The organism is Domibacillus sp. (assembly GCF_031181085.1).
Lineage (GTDB): Bacteria > Bacillota > Bacilli > Bacillales > Domibacillaceae > Domibacillus.
On record NZ_JAPSLE010000001.1, the window covers coordinates 247438 to 268178 of the forward strand.

The 20741-nt window shown below is 44.3% G+C and carries 19 protein-coding genes; 17 read left to right on the forward strand and 2 right to left on the reverse strand.

The genetic code is table 11. The features are described 5' to 3' along the window. The first annotated feature begins 1 nt into the window (after window position 1). A complete protein-coding gene (gene ptsP, locus RIN81_RS01425) occupies window positions 2-1723 on the forward strand; it encodes a phosphoenolpyruvate--protein phosphotransferase (RefSeq protein ID WP_309086969.1) in 1722 nt (573 codons plus the stop codon). A gap of 150 nt (window positions 1724-1873) precedes the next feature. On the opposite strand, the gene RIN81_RS01430 is transcribed toward ptsP, so the two are convergent. After that, window positions 1874-3025 (reverse strand): aminotransferase A, encoded by a 1152-nt coding sequence (locus tag RIN81_RS01430; RefSeq protein WP_309086970.1) that lies wholly within the window; start codon window positions 3023-3025, stop codon window positions 1874-1876. A gap of 142 nt (window positions 3026-3167) precedes the next feature. Between RIN81_RS01430 and RIN81_RS01435 the strand changes: the two genes are divergently transcribed. Continuing rightward, window positions 3168-4070 carry a chemotaxis protein gene (locus tag RIN81_RS01435; protein WP_309086971.1) on the forward strand — a complete coding sequence of 301 codons (903 nt, stop codon included), beginning with the start codon at window positions 3168-3170 and terminating at the stop codon, window positions 4068-4070. 41 nt (window positions 4071-4111) lie between these two features. Here RIN81_RS01435 and RIN81_RS01440 read toward each other — a convergent pair whose 3' ends face one another. After that, a complete protein-coding gene (locus tag RIN81_RS01440) occupies window positions 4112-4576 on the reverse strand; it encodes a YkyB family protein (protein WP_309086972.1) in 465 nt (154 codons plus the stop codon). A gap of 132 nt (window positions 4577-4708) precedes the next feature. On the opposite strand from RIN81_RS01440, the gene RIN81_RS01445 reads away from it, so the two are divergent. The 15 genes from RIN81_RS01445 (at window position 4709) to RIN81_RS01515 (ending at window position 20725) form a co-directional block, all read left to right on the forward strand. Further along, window positions 4709-6241, forward strand: a complete 1533-nt coding sequence (locus RIN81_RS01445) for a Ppx/GppA phosphatase family protein (protein ID WP_309087494.1) — start codon at window positions 4709-4711, stop codon at window positions 6239-6241. Window positions 6242-6255: 14 nt separating this feature from the next. Continuing rightward, window positions 6256-8355 carry an RNA degradosome polyphosphate kinase gene (locus RIN81_RS01450; RefSeq protein WP_309086973.1) on the forward strand — a complete coding sequence of 700 codons (2100 nt, stop codon included), beginning with the start codon at window positions 6256-6258 and terminating at the stop codon, window positions 8353-8355. 87 nt (window positions 8356-8442) lie between these two features. Next, window positions 8443-9207, forward strand: a complete 765-nt coding sequence (gene fadH / locus RIN81_RS01455) for a 2,4-dienoyl-CoA reductase (RefSeq protein ID WP_309086974.1) — start codon at window positions 8443-8445, stop codon at window positions 9205-9207. A gap of 114 nt (window positions 9208-9321) precedes the next feature. Beyond that, the gene (gene treP / locus RIN81_RS01460; RefSeq protein WP_309086975.1) at window positions 9322-10731 is read left to right on the forward strand and encodes a PTS system trehalose-specific EIIBC component; all 1410 of its coding nucleotides are present in this window, start codon (window positions 9322-9324) and stop codon (window positions 10729-10731) included. A gap of 40 nt (window positions 10732-10771) precedes the next feature. After that, a complete protein-coding gene (treC, locus tag RIN81_RS01465) occupies window positions 10772-12433 on the forward strand; it encodes an alpha,alpha-phosphotrehalase (protein ID WP_309086976.1) in 1662 nt (553 codons plus the stop codon). A 49-nt stretch (window positions 12434-12482) separates the two neighbouring features. Continuing rightward, window positions 12483-13202, forward strand: coding sequence for a trehalose operon repressor (treR, locus tag RIN81_RS01470; RefSeq protein ID WP_309086977.1), 720 nt, complete (start codon window positions 12483-12485; stop codon window positions 13200-13202). 96 nt (window positions 13203-13298) lie between these two features. After that, window positions 13299-14510 (forward strand): EAL domain-containing protein, encoded by a 1212-nt coding sequence (locus tag RIN81_RS01475; protein WP_309086978.1) that lies wholly within the window; start codon window positions 13299-13301, stop codon window positions 14508-14510. A gap of 60 nt (window positions 14511-14570) precedes the next feature. Beyond that, complete coding sequence (locus RIN81_RS01480) at window positions 14571-14792, forward strand: hypothetical protein (protein WP_309086979.1); 222 nt, start codon at window positions 14571-14573, stop codon at window positions 14790-14792. A 125-nt stretch (window positions 14793-14917) separates the two neighbouring features. Continuing rightward, window positions 14918-15178: a YkuJ family protein gene (locus RIN81_RS01485; RefSeq protein ID WP_046179710.1), complete on the forward strand. Its 261-nt coding sequence runs from the start codon at window positions 14918-14920 to the stop codon at window positions 15176-15178. A gap of 124 nt (window positions 15179-15302) precedes the next feature. Further along, a complete protein-coding gene (cbpB, locus tag RIN81_RS01490; protein WP_242232184.1) occupies window positions 15303-15743 on the forward strand; it encodes a cyclic-di-AMP-binding protein CbpB in 441 nt (146 codons plus the stop codon). A gap of 93 nt (window positions 15744-15836) precedes the next feature. Beyond that, complete coding sequence (locus RIN81_RS01495) at window positions 15837-17240, forward strand: MDR family MFS transporter (RefSeq protein WP_375164485.1); 1404 nt, start codon at window positions 15837-15839, stop codon at window positions 17238-17240. A gap of 4 nt (window positions 17241-17244) precedes the next feature. After that, window positions 17245-18135 (forward strand): transcriptional regulator CcpC, encoded by an 891-nt coding sequence (locus tag RIN81_RS01500; RefSeq protein ID WP_309086981.1) that lies wholly within the window; start codon window positions 17245-17247, stop codon window positions 18133-18135. A 64-nt stretch (window positions 18136-18199) separates the two neighbouring features. Beyond that, window positions 18200-18910 carry a 2,3,4,5-tetrahydropyridine-2,6-dicarboxylate N-acetyltransferase gene (dapD, locus tag RIN81_RS01505; RefSeq protein ID WP_242232181.1) on the forward strand — a complete coding sequence of 237 codons (711 nt, stop codon included), beginning with the start codon at window positions 18200-18202 and terminating at the stop codon, window positions 18908-18910. Window positions 18911-18977: 67 nt separating this feature from the next. After that, entirely contained in the window at window positions 18978-20099 is a 1122-nt protein-coding gene (locus RIN81_RS01510; protein ID WP_309086982.1) for an N-acetyldiaminopimelate deacetylase, read from the forward strand. Between the two features lie 170 nt (window positions 20100-20269). Then, window positions 20270-20725, forward strand: a complete 456-nt coding sequence (locus RIN81_RS01515; protein WP_309086983.1) for a TlpA disulfide reductase family protein — start codon at window positions 20270-20272, stop codon at window positions 20723-20725. Window positions 20726-20741 lie beyond the last annotated feature (16 nt).

Genomic DNA, 20741 nt, shown 5'->3' on the forward strand with positions numbered 1-20741 from the left:
AATGGCAGCGATATTAAAAGGAATTGGCGCATCAGACGGAATTTCATTTGCAAAAGCTTACCGCTTAATGGAACCAGACTTAACAGTTGAGAAAAAGGATGTAGCAGATGCTCCAGCTGAAGCGGAACGTTTCCGCGCAGCGTTGAAAAAATCAGAAGCGGAACTTGAAGTAATCAAAGAAAAAGCACGCAAGGATCTAGGAGACGATAAAGCCGCTATTTTTGAAGCTCACCTGCTTGTGTTAAACGATCCAGAACTTACTGGACCGATTGAAGACAAAATTAAATCAGAGTCTGTGAATGCAGAATACGCGCTTCAAGAAACAGCAAACATGTTTATCGGCATGTTTGAAGCGATGGATAATGAATACATGAAAGAGCGCGCAGCAGATATTAAAGACGTAACAAAACGTGTATTAGCAGCGCTTCTTGGTGTAGATCTTCCAGCACCTGCTTTGATTGCAGAGGAAGTCGTTGTCGTTGCAGAAGATCTAACACCTTCTATGACCGCTCAGCTGAACCGTGAATTCGTTAAAGGATTTACAACAGATATCGGCGGCCGTACGTCGCACTCTGCGATCATGGCACGTTCATTGGAAATTCCAGCAGTTGTTGGAACGAAAAATGCAACAACAGATATTCAAAACGGTGATATGATTATCATTGACGGTCTTCAAGGGGAAGTACACATTAACCCGACAGAAGAAGTAGCAGCAGAATACAAAAAACGTGCAGAAGCATACGCGCAGCAAAAAGCGGAATGGGCGAAGCTTGTAAACGAACAAACGGTTACAGCGGACGGCCGCCACGTTGAGCTTGCTGCTAACATTGGGACGCCTGCAGACCTTGAAGGGGTAAAAGCAAACGGCGGAGAAGGCGTTGGCTTGTACCGTACAGAATTTTTATACATGGGCCGCGATAACCTGCCTACAGAAGAAGAGCAATTTGAATCTTACAAAGCTGTTTTAGAAGGCATGGAAGGCAAACCGGTCGTTGTTCGCACATTGGATATCGGCGGTGATAAAGAGCTTCCATACTTGAACCTGCCGCATGAAATGAACCCATTCCTTGGTTTCCGTGCGATTCGTCTTTGCTTAGAAGAGCAGGATATTTTCCGTACGCAGCTTCGTGCCCTGCTTCGTGCGAGCATTTACGGAAACTTGAAAATCATGTTCCCGATGATTGCGACCGTAAATGAATTCCGCCAGGCAAAAGCCGTTCTTTTAGAAGAGCGTGCAAAACTTGAAGCAGAAGGTGTAAACGTTGCAGAACACATCGAGCTTGGCATCATGGTGGAAATTCCATCAACAGCTGTTATTGCTGATTTGTTTGCAAAAGAAGTAGACTTTTTCTCAATCGGCACAAACGACTTGATTCAATACACAATGGCGGCAGACCGTATGAACGAACGTGTATCTTACTTGTACCAGCCGTACAATCCGTCTATCCTGCGTCTTGTTAAAATGGTTATTGAAGCGGCGCACAAAGAAGGCAAATGGGCCGGCATGTGCGGTGAAATGGCCGGAGATGAAACAGCGATTCCATTACTTTTAGGTCTAGGCCTTGATGAATTCTCAATGAGTGCCACATCTATCCTAAAAGCACGTGCGCAAATGAAACATTTGTCAAAAGCAGACATGGAAGAGCTGGCAGCAAAAGCAATTGAAATGTCAACAGCCGAAGAAGTTGTAGAACTTGTTCAATCCATCAAAAAAAATTCATAAAAAAGGTGTAAAAGTAGAAAAAACGGGAATGATATAAACGTAACCAGTTTTTCATTCTCCATTTCTCTCACTTTTTGCCCGGGCGATCGCTGTCCGGGCCTTTTTTTATGAAAAAAAGCAGAGGCTGCATCGCAGCTTCTGCTTTATTCATTAAAGTGTTCTTAAAAATTGCTCGATCCGACGCAGCCCTTCTTCAATTTCCTCAACACTGCATGCATAAGACAAACGGAACCAGCCTTCCCCTGTATCAGAAAAAGCACTGCCAGGCACAACTGCTACTTTATATTTTTGAGCTAAAGTTAAACAAAAATCAAAAGAAGAGCCGATATAAGCTGTAGGTATCTTTACAAAAAAGTAAAAGGCACCATCCGGTTTGACCGTCTCTAGTCCGAGCTCCTGCAGTTTCTCAAAGGTGAAATCACGCCGCTTCTGGTATTCGCTGCGCATTGGCAGCGCATCATCCATGCCGTCGGTCAGGGCGGCAACCGCTGCTTTTTGTGAAACAGAAGAAGCGCAGGAGACGTTGTACTGATGGACTTTTAAAATGTGCTGTGTAATAGACTGCGGCGCAAATAAGAGCCCAATCCGCCAGCCGGTCATTGCATGTGACTTGGACAAGCCGTTTACGACAATCGTTTGTTCCGGCAAAAAGGACGCAATGGAAACGTGAGGACGTTCATACACAATTTCGCTGTAAATTTCATCTGCTAAAACGAAAAGCTCATATCTTTTTGCTAGCGCCGCAATATCTTGAAGCTCCTGTTCCGTTAAGCTGACGCCAGTCGGATTTGAAGGATAAGGAAGAACGATCACTTTTGTTTTTTTGGATATGTATGGCTCAATTTTATCGGCAGTCATGCGAAAATCATTATCGGTTACATTTACCATCACCGGCTTGGCACCGCATAAGTGAATAATGGGCTCATAACCGGGGTAAACAGGACCTGGAAGAATCACTTCATCACCCGGCTCCAGAGCAGCCCGCAGTGCAATGTCGATCGCCTGGCTTGCGCCAACGGTTACAATCACTTCAGTGTCCGCACTATAAGAGACTCCATACTTTTCCTTATAAAAATGGACAGCAGCTTCTTTTAGCTCAGGCAGCCCGCTGTTTGGCGTATACACGGTCGCGTTTTGCGCGATAGCACGGATACCGGCTTCTTTTACATGATCAGGAGTGTTAAAATCCGGCTGGCCGATCGTAAGAGAAATCATTCCTTCCTGAGTACCGACCAGGTTATAAAACTTGCGGATACCCGAAATTTCAATGCTTTTCACACGTGTGTTCAATCGATGTTCCATTTATAAACCACCTTTTTCTTATCTAATATTATTATAATGTAAATTTTTGAATTAAATATTAAAGAATTATAAACTTTTCAAGCATCGACAATTTTTTCATTCGTGATATAGTAAAATAAAAAAGCAAGGGGACTTATGACTTATGACTTATGATTATGGAATTTTACTTGAATCTGGAACAAATGAACTTGAAATTGTGGAATTTGAAGTTCAGGGCAGTAAATATGGAATTAATGTGATGAAAGTAAAAGAAATCATTCAGCCCATGCCTATTACTTTTATCCCGCATGCCCACTCCCACATTGAAGGCATTATTCAGCTTCGTGGTGAGGTGCTGCCAGTGATTGATATGGCAAAAGTGCTGGGCCTGCAGCCATCTCAAAATGGCCAGATGGATAAATACATTGTAACAGAGTTTAACCAGCAGAAAGTGGTTTTTCACGTTCAAAACGTGACGCGCATTCACCGTATTTCCTGGAATGATATTGAAAAGCCGTCTGAAATGTATCAGGGAGGCAACAATCAAATTATCGGCGTGATTAAAATCAATGAAACGATGATTTTGTTGATCGACTTTGAAAAAATTGTTGTAGATATTAATCCGCATTCCGGCATTCACGTGGATCAAATTCGAAGCCTGGGCAAGCGTGAGCGGTCCGAAAAAAAAATTATTGTGGCAGAGGACTCACCGCTGCTCCGCAAGCTGCTTCACGATACGCTTGTGGAAGCGGGATATGACCGGGTTGAGTTTTTTGAAAACGGTCAGATTGCCCTCGATTATTTGGAATCGACACTTGAAGAGGAAAATACATTCGAAAAAGTGCAGCTGATTGTTACAGATATTGAAATGCCAAAAATGGACGGACACCATTTAACGAGACGGATCAAAGATCACCCTATTTTGAAAAAACTTCCAGTCGTTATTTTTTCTTCATTGATTACCGACGAGCTTCGCCACAAGGGTACAGGAGTAGGTGCCGATGCGCAGGTGAGCAAGCCGGAAATTGCCCGTCTTGTTCAGTATATTGATGAACTTGCCCTATAAAAGAAAGGACGCTTGCTTGTTCAGCGGCGTCCTTTTCGTTCTTAATATGACTGGCCAAGCGGTTTAAACACCGGCTTCGTGTACTTTTTCTGACCAGGATTCTTCGGCTTTGTTTCTTTTTCTTTCATACCCGTATACGCCTCAAGAATAATTTTTGCTTTAGACAGCCCCATGGAACAGCGGGGGTTGCGTATTTGCTCGCTTAACCGCCCTAGGTGCGGCAATAAAGTAAAGTCTTCTTTACAAGGCGGCATATGAAAGGTATATTCACCGCATGAAACAAGCACATCCGACTGCTGCCGGCTGTTTTTAGGATTTCGGGAAAAGTGAAGGCCTTTTTTTTCTGCTTTGCCTTCCTTGATCATCTTCAGGAGGGCGCATTTTTTCAGCGCATATAGATATTTTGGGTTTATAGCCGTTTTTGCATGGCGGTTAACCGTGAAAATGGCTTTGGCGAGGGTCTCATCGGATGAAGGTTCGGTGAAGGGTTCAGATTTTTTGCTCAATGTAGTGACTCCTTTCGTCTTCATTTTCTCTCATTATATACTGTTTAACCGTGATTTGGAAGCATTCATAGTGGTTTGCGTGGTATATTTAAAGGGGAAAATGAATAAAAAAAGAAAGCGGGAATCACTGTGATGCAAACCAAAACAGGCATTATTGACATTGGATCCAATACAGTCCGTCTGGTTTTATATAAAGAGCAAGGGTCAGCGATTGAGGAATTTCGAAATGTAAAAGCACCTCTCAGGCTGCGGCAATTTTTAAATGAAAAAAGTGAAATGAGCGATGAAGGTGTCCGGCTGCTGCTTGAAGCGCTGCTCAATTTCAAAGAAGTTCTCCATTACTACGAGGTAACAGAGGTAGAATGTACCGCAACAGCTGCTATAAGACAGGCATCAAACCGGGATGCCATTATTGAAAGGGTCAAGGAAGAAACGGGATTTCATATCCGGCTGCTGTCGGGAGAGGAAGAAGCTTCTTACGGGCTGTCAGCCGTTTTGAAAACAATGCCGGCTGATAATGGACTGACGATTGATATCGGCGGAGGCAGTACAGAAATTACACTTTATAGAAACAGAAAATTGAAACATTTTTTCAGCTTTCCTTTTGGCGTGGTCTCCCTTAAAGAACAGTTTATCCCAGAAGGCCGAATGAAGCCGAAAGAGCAGAAACGAATGGCTGAATTTATTCAAGGGGAGCTTGAAAAATTCGATTGGCTTGGTGAAGCACCGGACGGCATGATTACGGCTCTGGGCGGCAGCGCGCGCAACTTGGCGAATGTCCAGCAGCTAAAAGAAAATTATCCGCCTCTTGGCGTACACGGCTATGAGCTGTCCGCAGAAGCTCTTGAACAGCTGCGCACCGAGCTCTCTCCGCTTTCATACACAGAGCTTGAGAAAGTGGATGGTCTTTCAAATGAGCGCGCTGATTTAATTTTGCCGGCTATTGAAGTCTTTTATCAGCTGACTATACATACAAAAGCGAAAAGAATGCTGGTCAGCTCCCGGGGGCTTCGGGATGGAATCATGCTGGAGCGGGCGAAAAACAGCAATTGGGACACAGCAGAAGATGTAAAACGAAACGGCGTGAAAAGGCTGTTAACTGTTTATGGCCATGATGAAAATCATCACTACCAAATGATGAAGCTGACTCAAAATATGCTTCGCGGTTTTGAACAGGAACAGATTTTAAAGATCACGAACAAAGAGCGGTTTATGATTGAACAAGCGGCGGCTTTGTTTTATCTCGGTGAATACATATCATCCAATGCAAAAAGCCGGCATACCTTTTATCTTCTGCTTAACTCCATGTTTGACGGCTTTACCCATCGAGAGAAAGCATATATTTCTTTGGTCGCTTCCTTTACAAATAATTCGACACTCAAGCAATATTTAGAGCAGTTCGACGGCTGGTTCACCAAAGAGGACATCCAAAAAATGCGGGAGTACGGTGCCCTGCTTAAGCTTTGTTTTAGCTTAAACAGCTCAAAGCGAAGCATTGTCAGCGATCTAGGCGTGAAAAGAAAACATGAGCATATTGTTATTACGGTTTATTGCGAAGGAAGCGAGCTCGCTGAACGCTACCAAAGCGATAAACAAAAACGCCATTTAGAAAAAGCCTTGCAGACAGACATTCAGATAGAATTTAAACAAATGAAAGAAAACTGAAATGGGGGAGTCCGATGAGCAGGCAGACAGCCATTGATTTAGCGAATCCAAGATACTACAACAATCGAGAATTAAGCTGGCTTAACTTTAACAAACGTGTGTTGGAAGAATCGTCGGATTTAAACAATCCTTTGCTGGAACGCATGAAATTTTTGGCGATCTTCAGTTCAAATTTAGATGAATTTTTTATGGTACGGGTAGCTGGCTTAAAAGATCAAGTAAAAGCAGGCTTTAATAAGCCTGAGAACAAAGCGGGCCTGACCCCCAAGCAGCAGCTGAACCGGATCAGCATTAAAGCGCATGAGCTCGTGGAAACACAAAACAGGATACTAAGAGAGGAAATTCTTCCCGCTCTTAAAGAAGAAGGATTTGTGTTGAAAAAGCCGGCTGAGCTGGTGGATGAACAACAGCGTTTTTTACTTGATTACTTCGACAACGAAGTGTTTCCTGTTTTAACACCGATGGCCATTGACGCTTACCGCCCATTTCCAATGCTGTTAAATAAATCACTTAATTTAGTTGTGATGCTGCAAAATGATGAACCGGAAGCGGAAATGGACCGCGTAGCCATTGTGCAGGTGCCGGGAGTGCTGGAACGTACAATCGAAGTGCCATCGGAGGAAGGCGGCACATTCGTTTTGCTTGAAGACGTATTAGAATATTTTATTGACCGTGTCTTTCAAGGTTATGTTGTGAAGAATGTGAATACTTTCCGGATTACACGCAATGCGGATATGGAAATTCACGAAGAAGGCGCCCGCGATTTGCTTCTTGAAATTGAAAAAGAATTAAAAAAGCGAAAATGGGGAGCCGCTGTCCGGCTTGAAATTAAATCTCAGGATTTAGATCAGGATGTACTGGACTACCTGCTTGAAGAGCTTGAAATTCATTTTAAAGATGTTTATGAAATAGACGGCCCGATTGATTTAACTTTCTTGTTTCCTTTTACGAAAAAGCTGAGCACGCTTCGTGAAGGGCTGACATATGAAACGTTTATTCCGCAGCTGCCGATCGATTTGTCTTCCCGGGAAAATATTTTTGAAAAAGTATTGCAGCAGGATATTCTTTTTTATCACCCGTACGAATCATTCGAACCGGTAGTGGATTTTATCTCGCAGGCGGCAGATGATCCTACCGTTTTAGCGATTAAAATGACGCTTTACCGGGTCAGCGGCGATTCACCGATTATTGAGTCGCTTAAACGGGCAGCGGAAAAAGGAAAACAAGTTACCGTTCTTGTTGAATTAAAAGCGCGATTCGACGAAGAAAACAATGTTCAATGGGCCAAAGAGCTGGAAAAAGCGGGCTGTCATGTGATCTATGGCATGCACAATTTGAAAACGCATAGTAAAATTACGCTTGTTGTTCGGAAACGAGCAGGCCAAATTGAACGGTTCGTTCATCTCGGCACAGGCAATTATAATGATGCAACGGCAAAGCTTTACACGGACCATGGCTTAATTACATCTAAAAAAGAGTTTGGCGTAGATGCGACGAATTTCTTCAATTATTTAAGCGGGTACATGGACAAACCAAAATATAATCACTTAGTGGTCGCTCCATTTGATATTCAGGACGCATTTATCAAACTCATTGATGAAGAAATTGATAATCACAAAAAGTATGGAAATGGCCGGATTATTGCAAAGATGAATTCTTTAACAGATAAACGGTTAATTATGAAGCTGTACGAAGCATCCAACGCAGGGGTGCAAATTGACTGCATCATCCGTGGAATTTGCTGTATGCGCCCTGGGATTCCCGGCGTAAGTGAAAACATACGGGTAATCAGCATTGTGGGCCGCTTTTTAGAGCATAGCCGGATTTACTATTTCCATCATAACGGTGAACGGAATATTTACCTTTCTTCAGCAGATATGATGACACGCAATATGATTAAGCGGGTGGAAATTTTATTCCCAATCTTAGACCATACATTAAAAAACAGGCTGACGGACTTTTTGCATTTGCAGCTGTCGGATACAGCAAAAGCACGCTATCAGGACAATGAAGGAAACTACCATTACGTAGCCAGTGACAAAGATGAGATATATGTTGACAGCCAGCTTGAATGTTTACAGGCTGTTTATCAGCTAAGGGAAGACGAAGAATAAAACAAAAAAGGAAATCCACTTGTATGGCGGATTTCCTTTTTATTATATATTTATGAATGACTATTCATTTATAAAGGAGGAGAACACATGAAAAACCAGACGGTCGTCATAACGGGCGGATCAAGCGGTATGGGAAAATATATGGCCCGGCGTTTTTTTGAGGAAGGAGCCAATGTGGTCATTTGCGGACGAAACGAAGCAAAATTAAGGGCGGCTAAAAATGAAATAAGCGGAGAAAACGACCGGCTTTTAACAGTGGCTATGGATGTACGCTGTCCTGAAGAAGCTGTCCAGCTGATGGAAAAGGCGGATCGGGCGTTTGGCTCGATCCATGTGCTCATTAATAATGCTGCCGGTAATTTTATTTGTCCCACAGAAAAGCTGACGCCAAATGGATGGCAGGCTGTTATAGACATTGTGTTAAACGGAACCTTTTATTGTTCACACGCTGCAGGAAACTATTGGATTAAACGAAAAAGCAGCGGTTTAATCATTAACATGGCTGCTGCTTATGCATGGAATGCAGGAGTCAAAGTTGCGCATTCGGCTGCTGCCAAGGCAGGTGTACTGTCTCTCACACGTACTCTTGCAGTTGAATGGGGCTATCAGTATGGAATACGTGTTAATGCGATCGCTCCCGGTCCAATTGAGCGGACAGGAGGGGCTGAAAAACTATGGGAGTCATCAGAAGGAGCCCGGCGGACGCTGAACAGCGTACCGCTGGGCCGGCTTGGGACGCCCGAGGAAGTCGCTTCTCTTGCCCTTTTTTTGTGTTCAAAAGACGCTGCTTATATAAATGGTGAATGTATTACAATAGATGGCGGACAGTGGTTAAATCGCTTTCCTTTTTAAAAGCGGCGATAGGGGTGCTTTTTTTGGAATCGCTTCCTTGTTTGTTGACAACATGTATATACAGGTGGTAAAGTCTTATTAAGATGTATATACAAGATTAGGAGGGCTGTAACAATGGGTGCATATTCAAAACAAGCGGAGCAGATTGTAGAGGCAGTCGGCGGACGTGATAATATTAGTGCAGCTACACATTGTGTAACACGGCTGCGTTTTGCGTTAAAAGATGACAGCAAAGTCGATACAGCAAAGCTCGAACAAATTGATGTAGTCAAAGGATCTTTCGCAGCCAACGGACAGTATCAGGTTGTTATTGGCCAGGGTACTGTCAACAAAGTGTATCAGGATTTAGTTGACCAAACCGGTATTGGAGAATCTTCCAAAGATGATGTAAAAAAAGTATCAGAATCCAATTTAAATCCGCTGCAGCGGGCGATTAAAACATTGGCTGATATTTTTATACCCATTTTACCGGCCATTGTAACAGCCGGCTTGCTGCTTGGACTGAATAATATTTTAACCGGTCCCGGCATTTTCTTTGAGGAATCGTTAATCGAGCGTTATCCTCAGTGGGCGGACATTGCAAACGTTATCAACTTGATTGCGAATACAGCGTTTACCTTCCTTCCTGCCTTGATCGGATGGTCAGCCGTGAAGCGGTTTGGCGGCAGTCCGCTTTTAGGGATTGTGCTGGGATTAATTCTCGTTCATCCCGATTTATTGAATGCCTGGGCATACGGTGAAGCAGAAAAAGCAGGAGAAGTTCCCACCTGGAATATTTTGGGTATGACGGTTGAAAAAATCGGTTACCAGGGACAGGTTCTGCCTGTTTTATTCGCCTCGTATTTACTGGCAAAAATTGAAGTTTTCTTAACAAAAAGAGTTCCTGAAGGCATTCAGCTGCTCGTTGTAGCACCGGTTGCTCTTCTTATTACCGGGTTTGCCGCTTTTATTTTAATCGGCCCGGTTATGTTTATCGTTGGAAATGCCATCACAGATGCGGTTATTTATATTTTTGACACCGTACCGCTTTTAGGCGGCTTAATTTACGGCGGCCTGTACAGCGTGCTTGTTATCACAGGAATGCACCACACCTTCTTAGCTGTTGATTTGCAGCTGGTCGGCTCTCAGCTTGGCGGCACGTTTTTATGGCCGATGCTTGCTCTTTCTAACATCGCACAGGGCGCAGCTGCTTTAGCAATTGGGCTTTCAGCAAAAGAAGAACGTTTAAAAGGGCTTTCCTACACATCAGCACTGTCTGCGTTTCTCGGTGTAACAGAGCCGGCTATATTCGGGGTTAATCTCCGCTTCCGGTATGCTTTTATCGCTGCCATGATCAGCTCCGCCATTGCCGGTATGTTTATCTCGGTAAATGGTGTTCTCGCTAGTACGATTGGCGTCGGAGGCATTCCAGGCTTTCTCGTTATCAGTAAAGGAATGACATCCTTTTTGATCGGCATGCTCATTGTAATCGTTCTGCCGATCATTCTCACATTTATTTTTTCACGATTTGAGAAACAAAAATAAAGGGCGCTTTTGCCCTTTTTTCTATTAGGAGGCTTACGATATGAATGAACAATGGTGGAAACAGAGTGTTGTATATCAAATTTATCCGAAAAGCTTTAACGATACGAACGGCGGCGGAGTCGGCGACTTGCGGGGCATTATTGAAAAGCTGGATTATTTAAAAGGCCTCGGAGTTGATGTGCTGTGGCTGACGCCCATTTATGCGTCCCCGCAAAAAGACAACGGCTATGACATTAGCGATTATTATGCGGTAAACCCGGAATACGGAACAATGGCTGACGTGGAAGAGCTGCTCGAGCAAGCCCATAATCGGGAGATCAAAATTGTTATGGACCTCGTTGTTAACCACACTTCTACCGAGCATAACTGGTTTCAGCAGTCGAGAGAAGCTGACGGCCGCTTCCGGGACTATTATATTTGGAAAGACGGAGTAAACGGAGGTCCGCCAAACAACTGGAAGTCAAAGTTTGGCGGATCAGCATGGGCTTATGATGAAAAGCGCGGCCAGTATTATCTGCATTTATTTGATCGTACGCAGGCCGATTTAAATTGGGAAAACGAACAAGTTCGCCGTGATCTATATGAAATGATGCATTTTTGGCTTCAAAAAGGGATTGACGGCTTCCGTCTGGATGTTATTAATCTTATTTCCAAAGATCAATCTTTCCCAGATGACTTTGAAGGGGACGGGCGGCGCTTTTACACAGATGGCCCGCGGGTTCACGAGTTTTTACGTGAGATGAATGATAATGTGTTTTCTCAATATGATCTGTTAACGGTAGGTGAAATGTCTTCTACAACCATTGAACACTGCATTCGTTATTCTCATCCGGATTCGCATGAATTGGCGATGACCTTTAATTTCCATCATTTAAAAGCGGATTATCCTGGAGGAGAAAAATGGACAGCCGCTCCGTTTGATTTTTTATGGCTGAAAGGGATTATGTCAGACTGGCAGCAGGAAATGGATAAAGGCGGAGGCTGGAATGCCTTGTTCTGGTGTAACCATGACCAGCCGCGTATTGTAAGCCGGTATGGAAATGACGGAGAATACCGGGTGAAGTCAGCGAAGATGCTGGCAAACGCCATTCATTTTATGAAAGGAACCCCTTATATTTACCAAGGCGAAGAAATTGGAATGACAAATCCTCATTTTGAACGGATTGAGCAGTATCGTGATGTGGAGTCTTTGAATATGTACAATGAAATGCGCGCACAGGGAATGGCAGAAGAAGACATTATGACGATTATAAAGCAAAAATCACGTGATAACAGCCGGACACCTGTTCAGTGGAACAGCGGAAAAAATGCTGGCTTCACAATCGGCACTCCATGGATTGAAACGGCTGAAAACTATAAAGAAATTAATGTGGAAGCCGCACAACAAGACCAAGACTCTATTTTTTATCATTACAAAACACTGATTGAGCTCCGGAAAAAGGAAAAGGTGATGCGTGAAGGAAGCTACCGGCTGCTTATGAGCGACCATCCTGAGCTGTTTGTATATATGAGAGAATACGAGGGAGAAGCTTGGATCGTCATCAATAATTTTTATGGCCGCCCCGTGCCATTCGTTGTGCCTGAAGAATTGAAAGGCAAGCGTTCATCGCTTGTTCTGTCAAATGAGAAAGAAGCTCCTGCGCATCTCTCAAACCGGACATTAACGCCTTATGAAAGCACCGTGTACCGTCTGTTTAACTGATCCATTTTATGTTATAGTGGAGGGAATGACAGTATGCAGGTGAACCAAGATGAAAATCAATAAATACAAGTATATTTATGAAGAGCTGGTTGAGAAAATAAAAACGGGTGTTTTTCAGCCGGGTGAGCTTATTCCGTCAGAGAATGAGCTGGCCGCCAGCTATGAAACATCCAGGGAAACGATTCGAAAAGCGCTGACACTTCTTTCGCAAAATGGTTTTATTCAAAAGCTGCGCGGAAAAGGCTCCGTCGTTCTTGACACGAGCCGTGCAAGCTTTCCGTTTTCAGGGCTTGTCAGCTTTAAAGAGCTGGCAGAAGGGCTTAACGCAGCCATTCATACAGATGTAGAAGAGCTTGCATTAATTCGTCCTGAGCCATATTTGCAGCATCAGCTTCAATGCAGTCCAAAGGAAGAGATATGGAAAGTGACCCGGACGCGTGTTTTTGATGGGGAACGTGTTATTTTGGACAAGGATTTTTTATTGAAAAAGCATGTTCCCTCTCTGACAGAAGAGATATGCGGACAATCGATTTATGCTTACATTGAAGAAGAACTCGGTTTAGCGATCAGTTTTGCTAAAAAGGAAATAACCGTCGAGCCCTGCACAGAAGAAGACACTGCCCTTCTTGACATGAATGGCTGTTCACATATTGCTGTGGTGCGCAACTACGTTTATTTAGATAATGCGAGCCTTTTTCAGTATACGGAGTCAAGACACCGACCGGATAAATTTCGATTCGTCGATTTTGCCCGCCGGCATATGATGTAGCCTGGCGCGTTTCTGTGCCGGGCTTCTTTGAATTAACAGCATAATAAACAAAAGTCATGTATAATAATAAACGATTGGACGGAATGGGGGGTTTTCATGGATGCATTGGAAATTATGAGTCATTTGGATCGTGTTGTACCATATTACCAGCCGATCTTCAGCGCTGATGAACATAAAATTATTGGGTATGAAGTGTTAGGCCGTTACATAGAAGGAGAGACGGTCCATAGTCTCGGACACTTTTTCCATGATGAAGATACACCGGATGACTACCGTTGTGAAGTAGAAGATGTCATTATACGAAAAGCACTCGATGCTTTTTTGAAAGCCGGCAGAACCGAAATGCTGTTTGTAAACCGGCGGGCAGCCGGACTGCTTGAGGATTACGGCGAATCTTTTCTGGCTATTTTAGACGAATATACCGAAAAAGGATTAAGGTATGAGCAGATTGTGCTGGAGATCTCGGAAGCAGATTATAGCAAATCGCTTGATAATGTTCTTCGCTACTATAAAACACTCGGGATTCGGCTTGCCGTTGATCATATAGGGGAAGTGGACGCGGACGGAGATATTCGCCGTTTTGCCGGGTCATCACCTGATATTTTAAAAATAAGCCTGCAGGCCCTTCGAAAAGACGCTAGCGACCAGACCTATAAAAATATCGTTTATTCCCTTTCAATGTTTGCCCGTAAAATTGGTGCCTCGCTCCTGTTTGAAACCGTGGAAGCAGAGTATCAGCTTCAGTATGCCTGGAAAAATGGCGGGCGTTATTATCAAGGCTTTTACTTATCGGAGCCTATGCCCGATTTTGCCCAGCCTGACGGGCAAAAAGAAATGCTAAGGGAAAAATGCAGCCGGTTTATTACGTATGAAAAACAGGCGCTCAGCAGCGTATATGCGCTAGCGGACCAGCTGGAAAGCGGACTGAGTGCTATCATTTCCAGATCGAAATCAGGCCCAAAAGAAAAACTCCTCGAAGATATCGCCAGGGAGTTTAATGAAATGTGTTTCCGGTTATATATATGTGATGAGAACGGTTTTGAATTAACACCAAACTACTTTAAAAGGGATGGCCAATGGATTTTTCAGCCGGAATATTTAAACAAGAATTGGAGCTGGCGCCCTTATTTTCTTGAAAACATTGTCCGGATGAATAAAAACGGCGGCGGTTTAATCTCTGATTTGTATAATGATCTTGAAACAGGAGAAACCATCCGAACATTTTCCTGCCCGGTGAATGAGCACGAATATTTATTTTTTGATATTCCATATGCTTATTTATACGACCAGGATGGACTGCTCTATTAACGTATGAAGCTGGAGGAATCCGGGCACAATGGAAGTATCCTGGCATAAAAGGGGATGCTTATGGAAGCTTGGATTCTATTATCAGCTGCTGTTCTGCTTGGCGGCCTGCTTTGGACTGCCAGATTAATGAAACGGTCCGGCGCTTTTGGCATTCGGGATACAGCCAATTCTAAGCCGGTTCGCCAGCATCCATATGGATTGAATCCGGTCATTTGGCTATTTATCACGATGTTTGTCATATTTCTTGGAATTATTGCAATTGTATGGCTGCAGGGGCGCTGATTCTGGCGTCTTTTTTATTTGTAGATTGTGAAAAAAGAGGGCAAAAATATTGGATTAAAGCAGGGATGTATGGTATATTTCTTGTGCTTACTAAATGGTTAACGAAAGAAAGGGGTCGACAATATATGTCACAATTAGTTGGAATCGTACAGCGCCTTAAATCACTGCAGGAAGGCGGAGAGCAGGGAGAAGTACAGCAGCGCTTGTTTGAATTAAACGGCAAAACACTCTGCCAGGTAAAATATTTCCCAAATAAAGACACGTTTGAACTTGAAGTATATGATAAGGACGGAAAAGGAAGTAAGTATCCTTTTGATGATATTGATATGACAGCAATCGAAATTTTTGAACTTCTTCAAGAAGCGAAGCAGGAAGCACAAGGGTAACAGCAGGCGGCCAGGGCCGGATCTTTTTGAAGAAGAACGGCTCGTTTCTCTGGTAGAAGCTACAGGCATTTTGCTATAATGGAAGGTAAGTAAAGCGCTTACAAAACAGAAAGGAAGAACACCAATGATCTCCTTCAGAAACAAAGACGTTCTGCAGACAAATATTATGGATTACATTATTCCGGGAGAGAAAGTGGCATTTGTCCAGCGGGGAAACAGTCTGGAGCATGCATTGCTGATTCTGACGAAAAGTGGTTACACGGCTATTCCGGTTTTGGATACCAAATATCGTCTTGAAGGGCTGATTAGCATTCCTATGATTACGGAAGCGCTTCTCGGTCTTGAACGCATTGAGTTTGAGCGGCTTGATGAGCTGAAAGTGGAGGATGTGATGGCCATCGATAAACCGAGATTAACGGTTCATGACCACTTCCGAAAAGCGCTTGGACAGCTTATTAATCATCCTTTTTTATGTGTAACTGATGAAGAAGGCCATTTTGAGGGTATATTAACGAGACGGGTCATTTTAAAGCAGCTCAATTATTATGTTGATGGATTAAATTAAAGATCCGCCAGGCGGCGGATTTTTTTTATTGAATTTGGGGTGAAAGGGTTGAAACCAAAACAAACAAAGCGTCCTCTCGTCTTGGCGGCTGTGATGCTGGCCATGTTTATGGGAGCGATCGAAGCAACAATTGTTTCAACGGCTATGCCGGATATTGTAGCGGAGCTTGGTGGTTTTTCGCTGTATAGCTGGGTGTTCTCTGCTTATTTGCTTATGAACGCAGCGACTGTTTTAATTTATGGAAAGCTATCAGATATCTTTGGCCGGCGGCCGGTTTTATTTGCGGGTATGACGATTTTTTTGGCCGGCTCTATTCTTTGCGGACTGGCCGGCTCAATGGAGCAGATGATTCTTTTTCGCTTTATTCAAGGAGTGGGGGCCGGTGCAGTAATGCCCATTGCCACAACCATTGTCGGCGATATTTATTCCAAGGAAGAGCGGGCGCATATTCAAGGCTATCTGTCGAGTGTGTGGGGCATTTCGGCCGTTTCCGGGCCGGCACTTGGCGGCCTGCTTGTAGAATATGTATCGTGGCGCTGGGTATTTTGGATTAACATACCTCTTGGCGTTGTTTCGATGGTCATGCTTGGCCTTTTCCTGCATGAGAAGGTAGAAAAGAAAAAGCCGGATATCGACTATATCGGAACGGTGCTTTTTTTAGTAGGAATTTCAACGTTTATGTACTGGTTAGTTGAAGCAGGCAATACAGCTGATACAGGTCCGCTGCTGGTGCTTGGAGCCGTTTCGTTTTGTCTTTTTGCTTTGCATGAACGGCGTACGCCGTCTCCTATTGTGCCTTTTCATTTATGGAAGGTGCGTCCAATCTTAATTGCCAACCTTGTATCGTTAACGACCGGCATTGTGCTCATCGGCATTTCATCTTTTTTGCCGACTTATGTACAAGGTGTGATGGGGAAAAGTGCTACGATCGCCGGGTTCACACTGACCGCTATGTCAATCGGCTGGCCGATTGCCTCCTCTTTATCCGGCCGCCTTCTTTATTCCATTGGCTACCGTGCTACAACTCTAATTGGCGGGGCAGCACTGTTAGCCGGCGGCTTAATGTTTATGTTCATGACACCGGATTTAGGCCCCTGGTGGGCAGCCGCTTCTTCTTTCGTCACAGGAGTGGGAATGGGTTTGACCTCGACTGCTTTTATTATTTCGATACAAAACGCGGTTGACTGGCATGAAAGAGGAGCTGCGACGGCAGCCAATATGTTTATGAGAAATATCGGCAATGCTATAGGGGCAGCGCTGCTTGGCGGTGTACTAAACAGTCAGTTGTCCGCTTATTTGGCAGGCAAAAGCGGAGCAGATAATCTGAGTGTTAACTCTGTGAATGAGCTCCTCGGCGGAGAAGGAGATATACCAGCTTCCGCCCGCGCTATTTTAGGTGAAGGGCTGACTTCTTCCCTGCACGCGGTTTATTTTGTCGTTTTCCTATTTGCGGCCCTTTCATTTATTCTGCTTTTGTTTTTAAAGAAAGGAGAGTGACGGGATGTCTGTTTCAGAATTTCGCCTGTTGACCGTCCTTGCAGAGGAAATGAATATGCGAAAAGCAGCAGAGCGGCTTTTTGTTTCTCAGCCGGCTCTTTCCCAGCGCCTGCAGACAGTCGAAAAAGAGTGGGGGGTTAAAATTTTTAACCGTTCTACAAAAGGGCTTTCTTTAACGCCGGCAGGTGAGAGAATTGTGGAATATGCAAAAGAAACCCTGGAGAAAAGAGAGCGTCTCCTCGAAGAGCTGCAGCTGCTTGAGCCGCAAGTACATGGAACATTGAAAATCGCCTGCGCCACCATCGTCGGCCAAAACTGGCTGCCAAAAGTGCTAAAGCTGTACGTAGAACGCTATCCCCACGCCAAAATTCAACTGATTACCGGCTGGAGCAGCGAAATCGTCAAAGCGCTTTATGAAGGGGATGTGCATGTTGGCATTATACGTGGAACGCCGGAATGGAAAGGGCGAAAAATTCACTTGTTTGAAGATCCGCTTTATTTAGTCGATAAAGATATTCAAAATGTAGAAGATGTGCTTTCCACCGACAAACCGTTTATTCAATTCAAAAGTGACTCAAGCTACTATCAGGAAATACAAGAATGGTGGCACAGTCGTTTTCAAATGGCGCCAAAGCGCTCAATTGTGGTAGACCAAATTGAAACATGCCGGCAGATGGCGTTTAATGGACTTGGGTACGCGATTTTGCCAGCTATTACATTAGCGAATCATGAACACGATCTTTTTCAAATCCCGCTTCTTGACCGTGAAGGAGCACCGATTCAGCGCGATACGTGGCTTCTTGGCTATGATGCGGCTTTCGAACTTCGTCAAGTGCAGGCATTTGTCGAAACAGTGGAGCTTTTTATGGCACAATCGAAAGAAAATCGCTTGTGAAAGTGGCGCTGCTTTGATACAGTAATAGCAGAAAAAACAGATTGACCAGGAGGAATACATACTTATGAAAATGATGGATGCACACGAAATTATTGCTTTTATCGGAAACAGCAAAAAATCAACACCGGTAAAAGTGTACGTAAACGGAGACGTAGAAGGCATTAACTTCGGCGAATCAGCAAAAGTATTTGGCGAAGGCAAATCTGTTGTTGTGTTCGGTGAATGGGCAGAAGTGTCTGAAGCACTTGAGCAAAATAAAGATAAAATCACTGATTACGTAGTGGAAAATGACCGCCGCAACTCTGCGATTCCGCTTTTAGATATGAAAAACATTAAAGCGCGTATTGAGCCGGGTGTTGTGATCCGCGATCAAGTTGAAATCGGCGACAATGCCGTTATTATGATGGGTGCTTCTATTAATATTGGAGCAGTAGTTGGCGAAGGAACGATGATCGACATGAATGCGGTTCTTGGCGGGCGTGCGACAACAGGTAAAAACTGCCATGTTGGTGCAGGCGCTGTGTTAGCGGGTGTGATTGAGCCGCCTTCTGCTTCACCGGTTATTTTAGAAGACAACGTTTTAATCGGGGCAAATGCGGTTGTGCTTGAAGGCTGCCGTATTGGCGAAGGTTCTGTGGTGGCTGCAGGCGCGATCGTTACAGAAGATATTCCGCCTTACTCTGTTGCAGTTGGAGCACCAGCACGCGTGATTAAACAGATCGATGATAAAACAAAATCAAAAACAGAAATCATGCAGGAACTCCGTAAACTATAAAAGCGGTAATCATAAGGACGCGTGGGCAGCTGCTCGCGCGTTCTTTTTCTAAAAAGGAGGAAAAGAAATGAGCCAATTTACAGCTATTCGACGTGATTTGCACCAAATTCCAGAGCTCGGATTTCAAGAATTTAAAACGCAGGCTTATTTGCTGGAGTATTTAAAATCACTTCCGCAGGAGCGGATGGAAATTCAAACATGGCGGACAGGCATTCTTGTAAAAATAAACGGGTCTAACCCTTCTAAAACAATCGGATGGCGGTCAGATATCGATGGCCTGCCTATTACCGAGCAGACCGGCCTTTCATTTGCTTCAACACACGAAGGGCGTATGCACGCATGCGGCCATGATCTGCATATGAGCATTGCACTTGGCGTGGTTACTCATTTTGCTTCTCATCCGATTGATGACGATTTAGTTTTTATTTTTCAGCCGGCAGAAGAAGGACCAGGAGGAGCCGAGCCGATGATGGCATCGGAAGAGTTCCGCGCGTGGCTGCCCGATGAAATTTATGCACTTCATATTGCGCCGGAGCACCCGGCGGGCACAATTTCCACGAAGCCGGGCCTTTTATTTGCGAATACGTCAGAGCTGTTTATTGATATTCGCGGCAAAGGCGGCCATGCTGCTTATCCGCATGAAACAAAGGATATGGTTGTAGCAGCCTCTTACTTTGTTACACAGCTCCAGTCTATCGTTTCCCGAAACGTTGACCCGCTTGATAGTGCTGTGGTGACGGTAGGGAAAATGACGGCCGGCACTGTGCAAAACGTGATCGCCGACCATGCAAGGCTGGAAGGCACCATTCGCACGCTTTCACCAGAGGCAATGGTAAAAGCAAAGGCACGGGTTCAGTCTCTTTTAAAAGGGATAGAAACGGCGTTTGACTGCGAAACAGAAATCGACTGCGGCAGCGGCTATTATCAAGTGTATAATGATCCGGAAGTGACGGGCCGCTTTATTCAATTTGCAATGCAGCAGCCAGATATCCAATTCGTGCAGGCACGAGAAGCCATGACAGGGGAAGACTTTGGCTTTATGCTGAAAGAAATTCCAGGTCTTATGTTTTGGCTTGGTGTCGGGTCGGAGTATGGCCTTCATCACGCAAAATTAAACCCGAATGAGACTGCGATCCAAACGGCAATTTCATTTATCAGCGGTTACTTTGAGCAGCTGGGCAGCCGCTGAGCGTTTTAAAGGACCAACCATCTTACAAAGCGCTCCATTTAAGCGAGCTGGCTTTGCCCTCCAAACTGAAAACGAAACCACAAAACCCCTTTAATCTGTAGTGCTCACCAGGGCTTGATACACCGTTAGGCCCTGATGTGTCTATACTATTAGAAAAGGGGTGTGGACGGATGAAATTAAAAGAGCAAATGCCAGAGCTTAATGGTGCAACAAAGTGGCTGAACGGGAAAGTGTCTACCAGTGAGTTAATTGGCGAAAAGCCAACCCTCATTCATTTTTGGTCGGTAAGCTGTCACCTATGCAAAGAAGCCATGCCAAACATCAACAAATTCCGTGGTGATTACAAGGATACATTAAATGTTCTGGCTGTACACATGCCTCTTTCGGAGGATGATCTGAACTTGGAAGAGATTAAAGCGGCAGCAGCAGAACATGGAATCACACACCCGATTTTTGTTGACAGTGAACATACACTTACAGAAGCATTTAACAATCAATATGTTCCTGCTTATTATGTTTTCGATAAAGAAGGCCGGCTGCGTCACTTTCAAGCAGGAGGAAGCGGGCTGAAAATGCTTGAGAAGCGTTTAAATCGCGTTCTCGGTGAAACGTCCAAAACAAAATAAAGCAGGTGACCGGCGC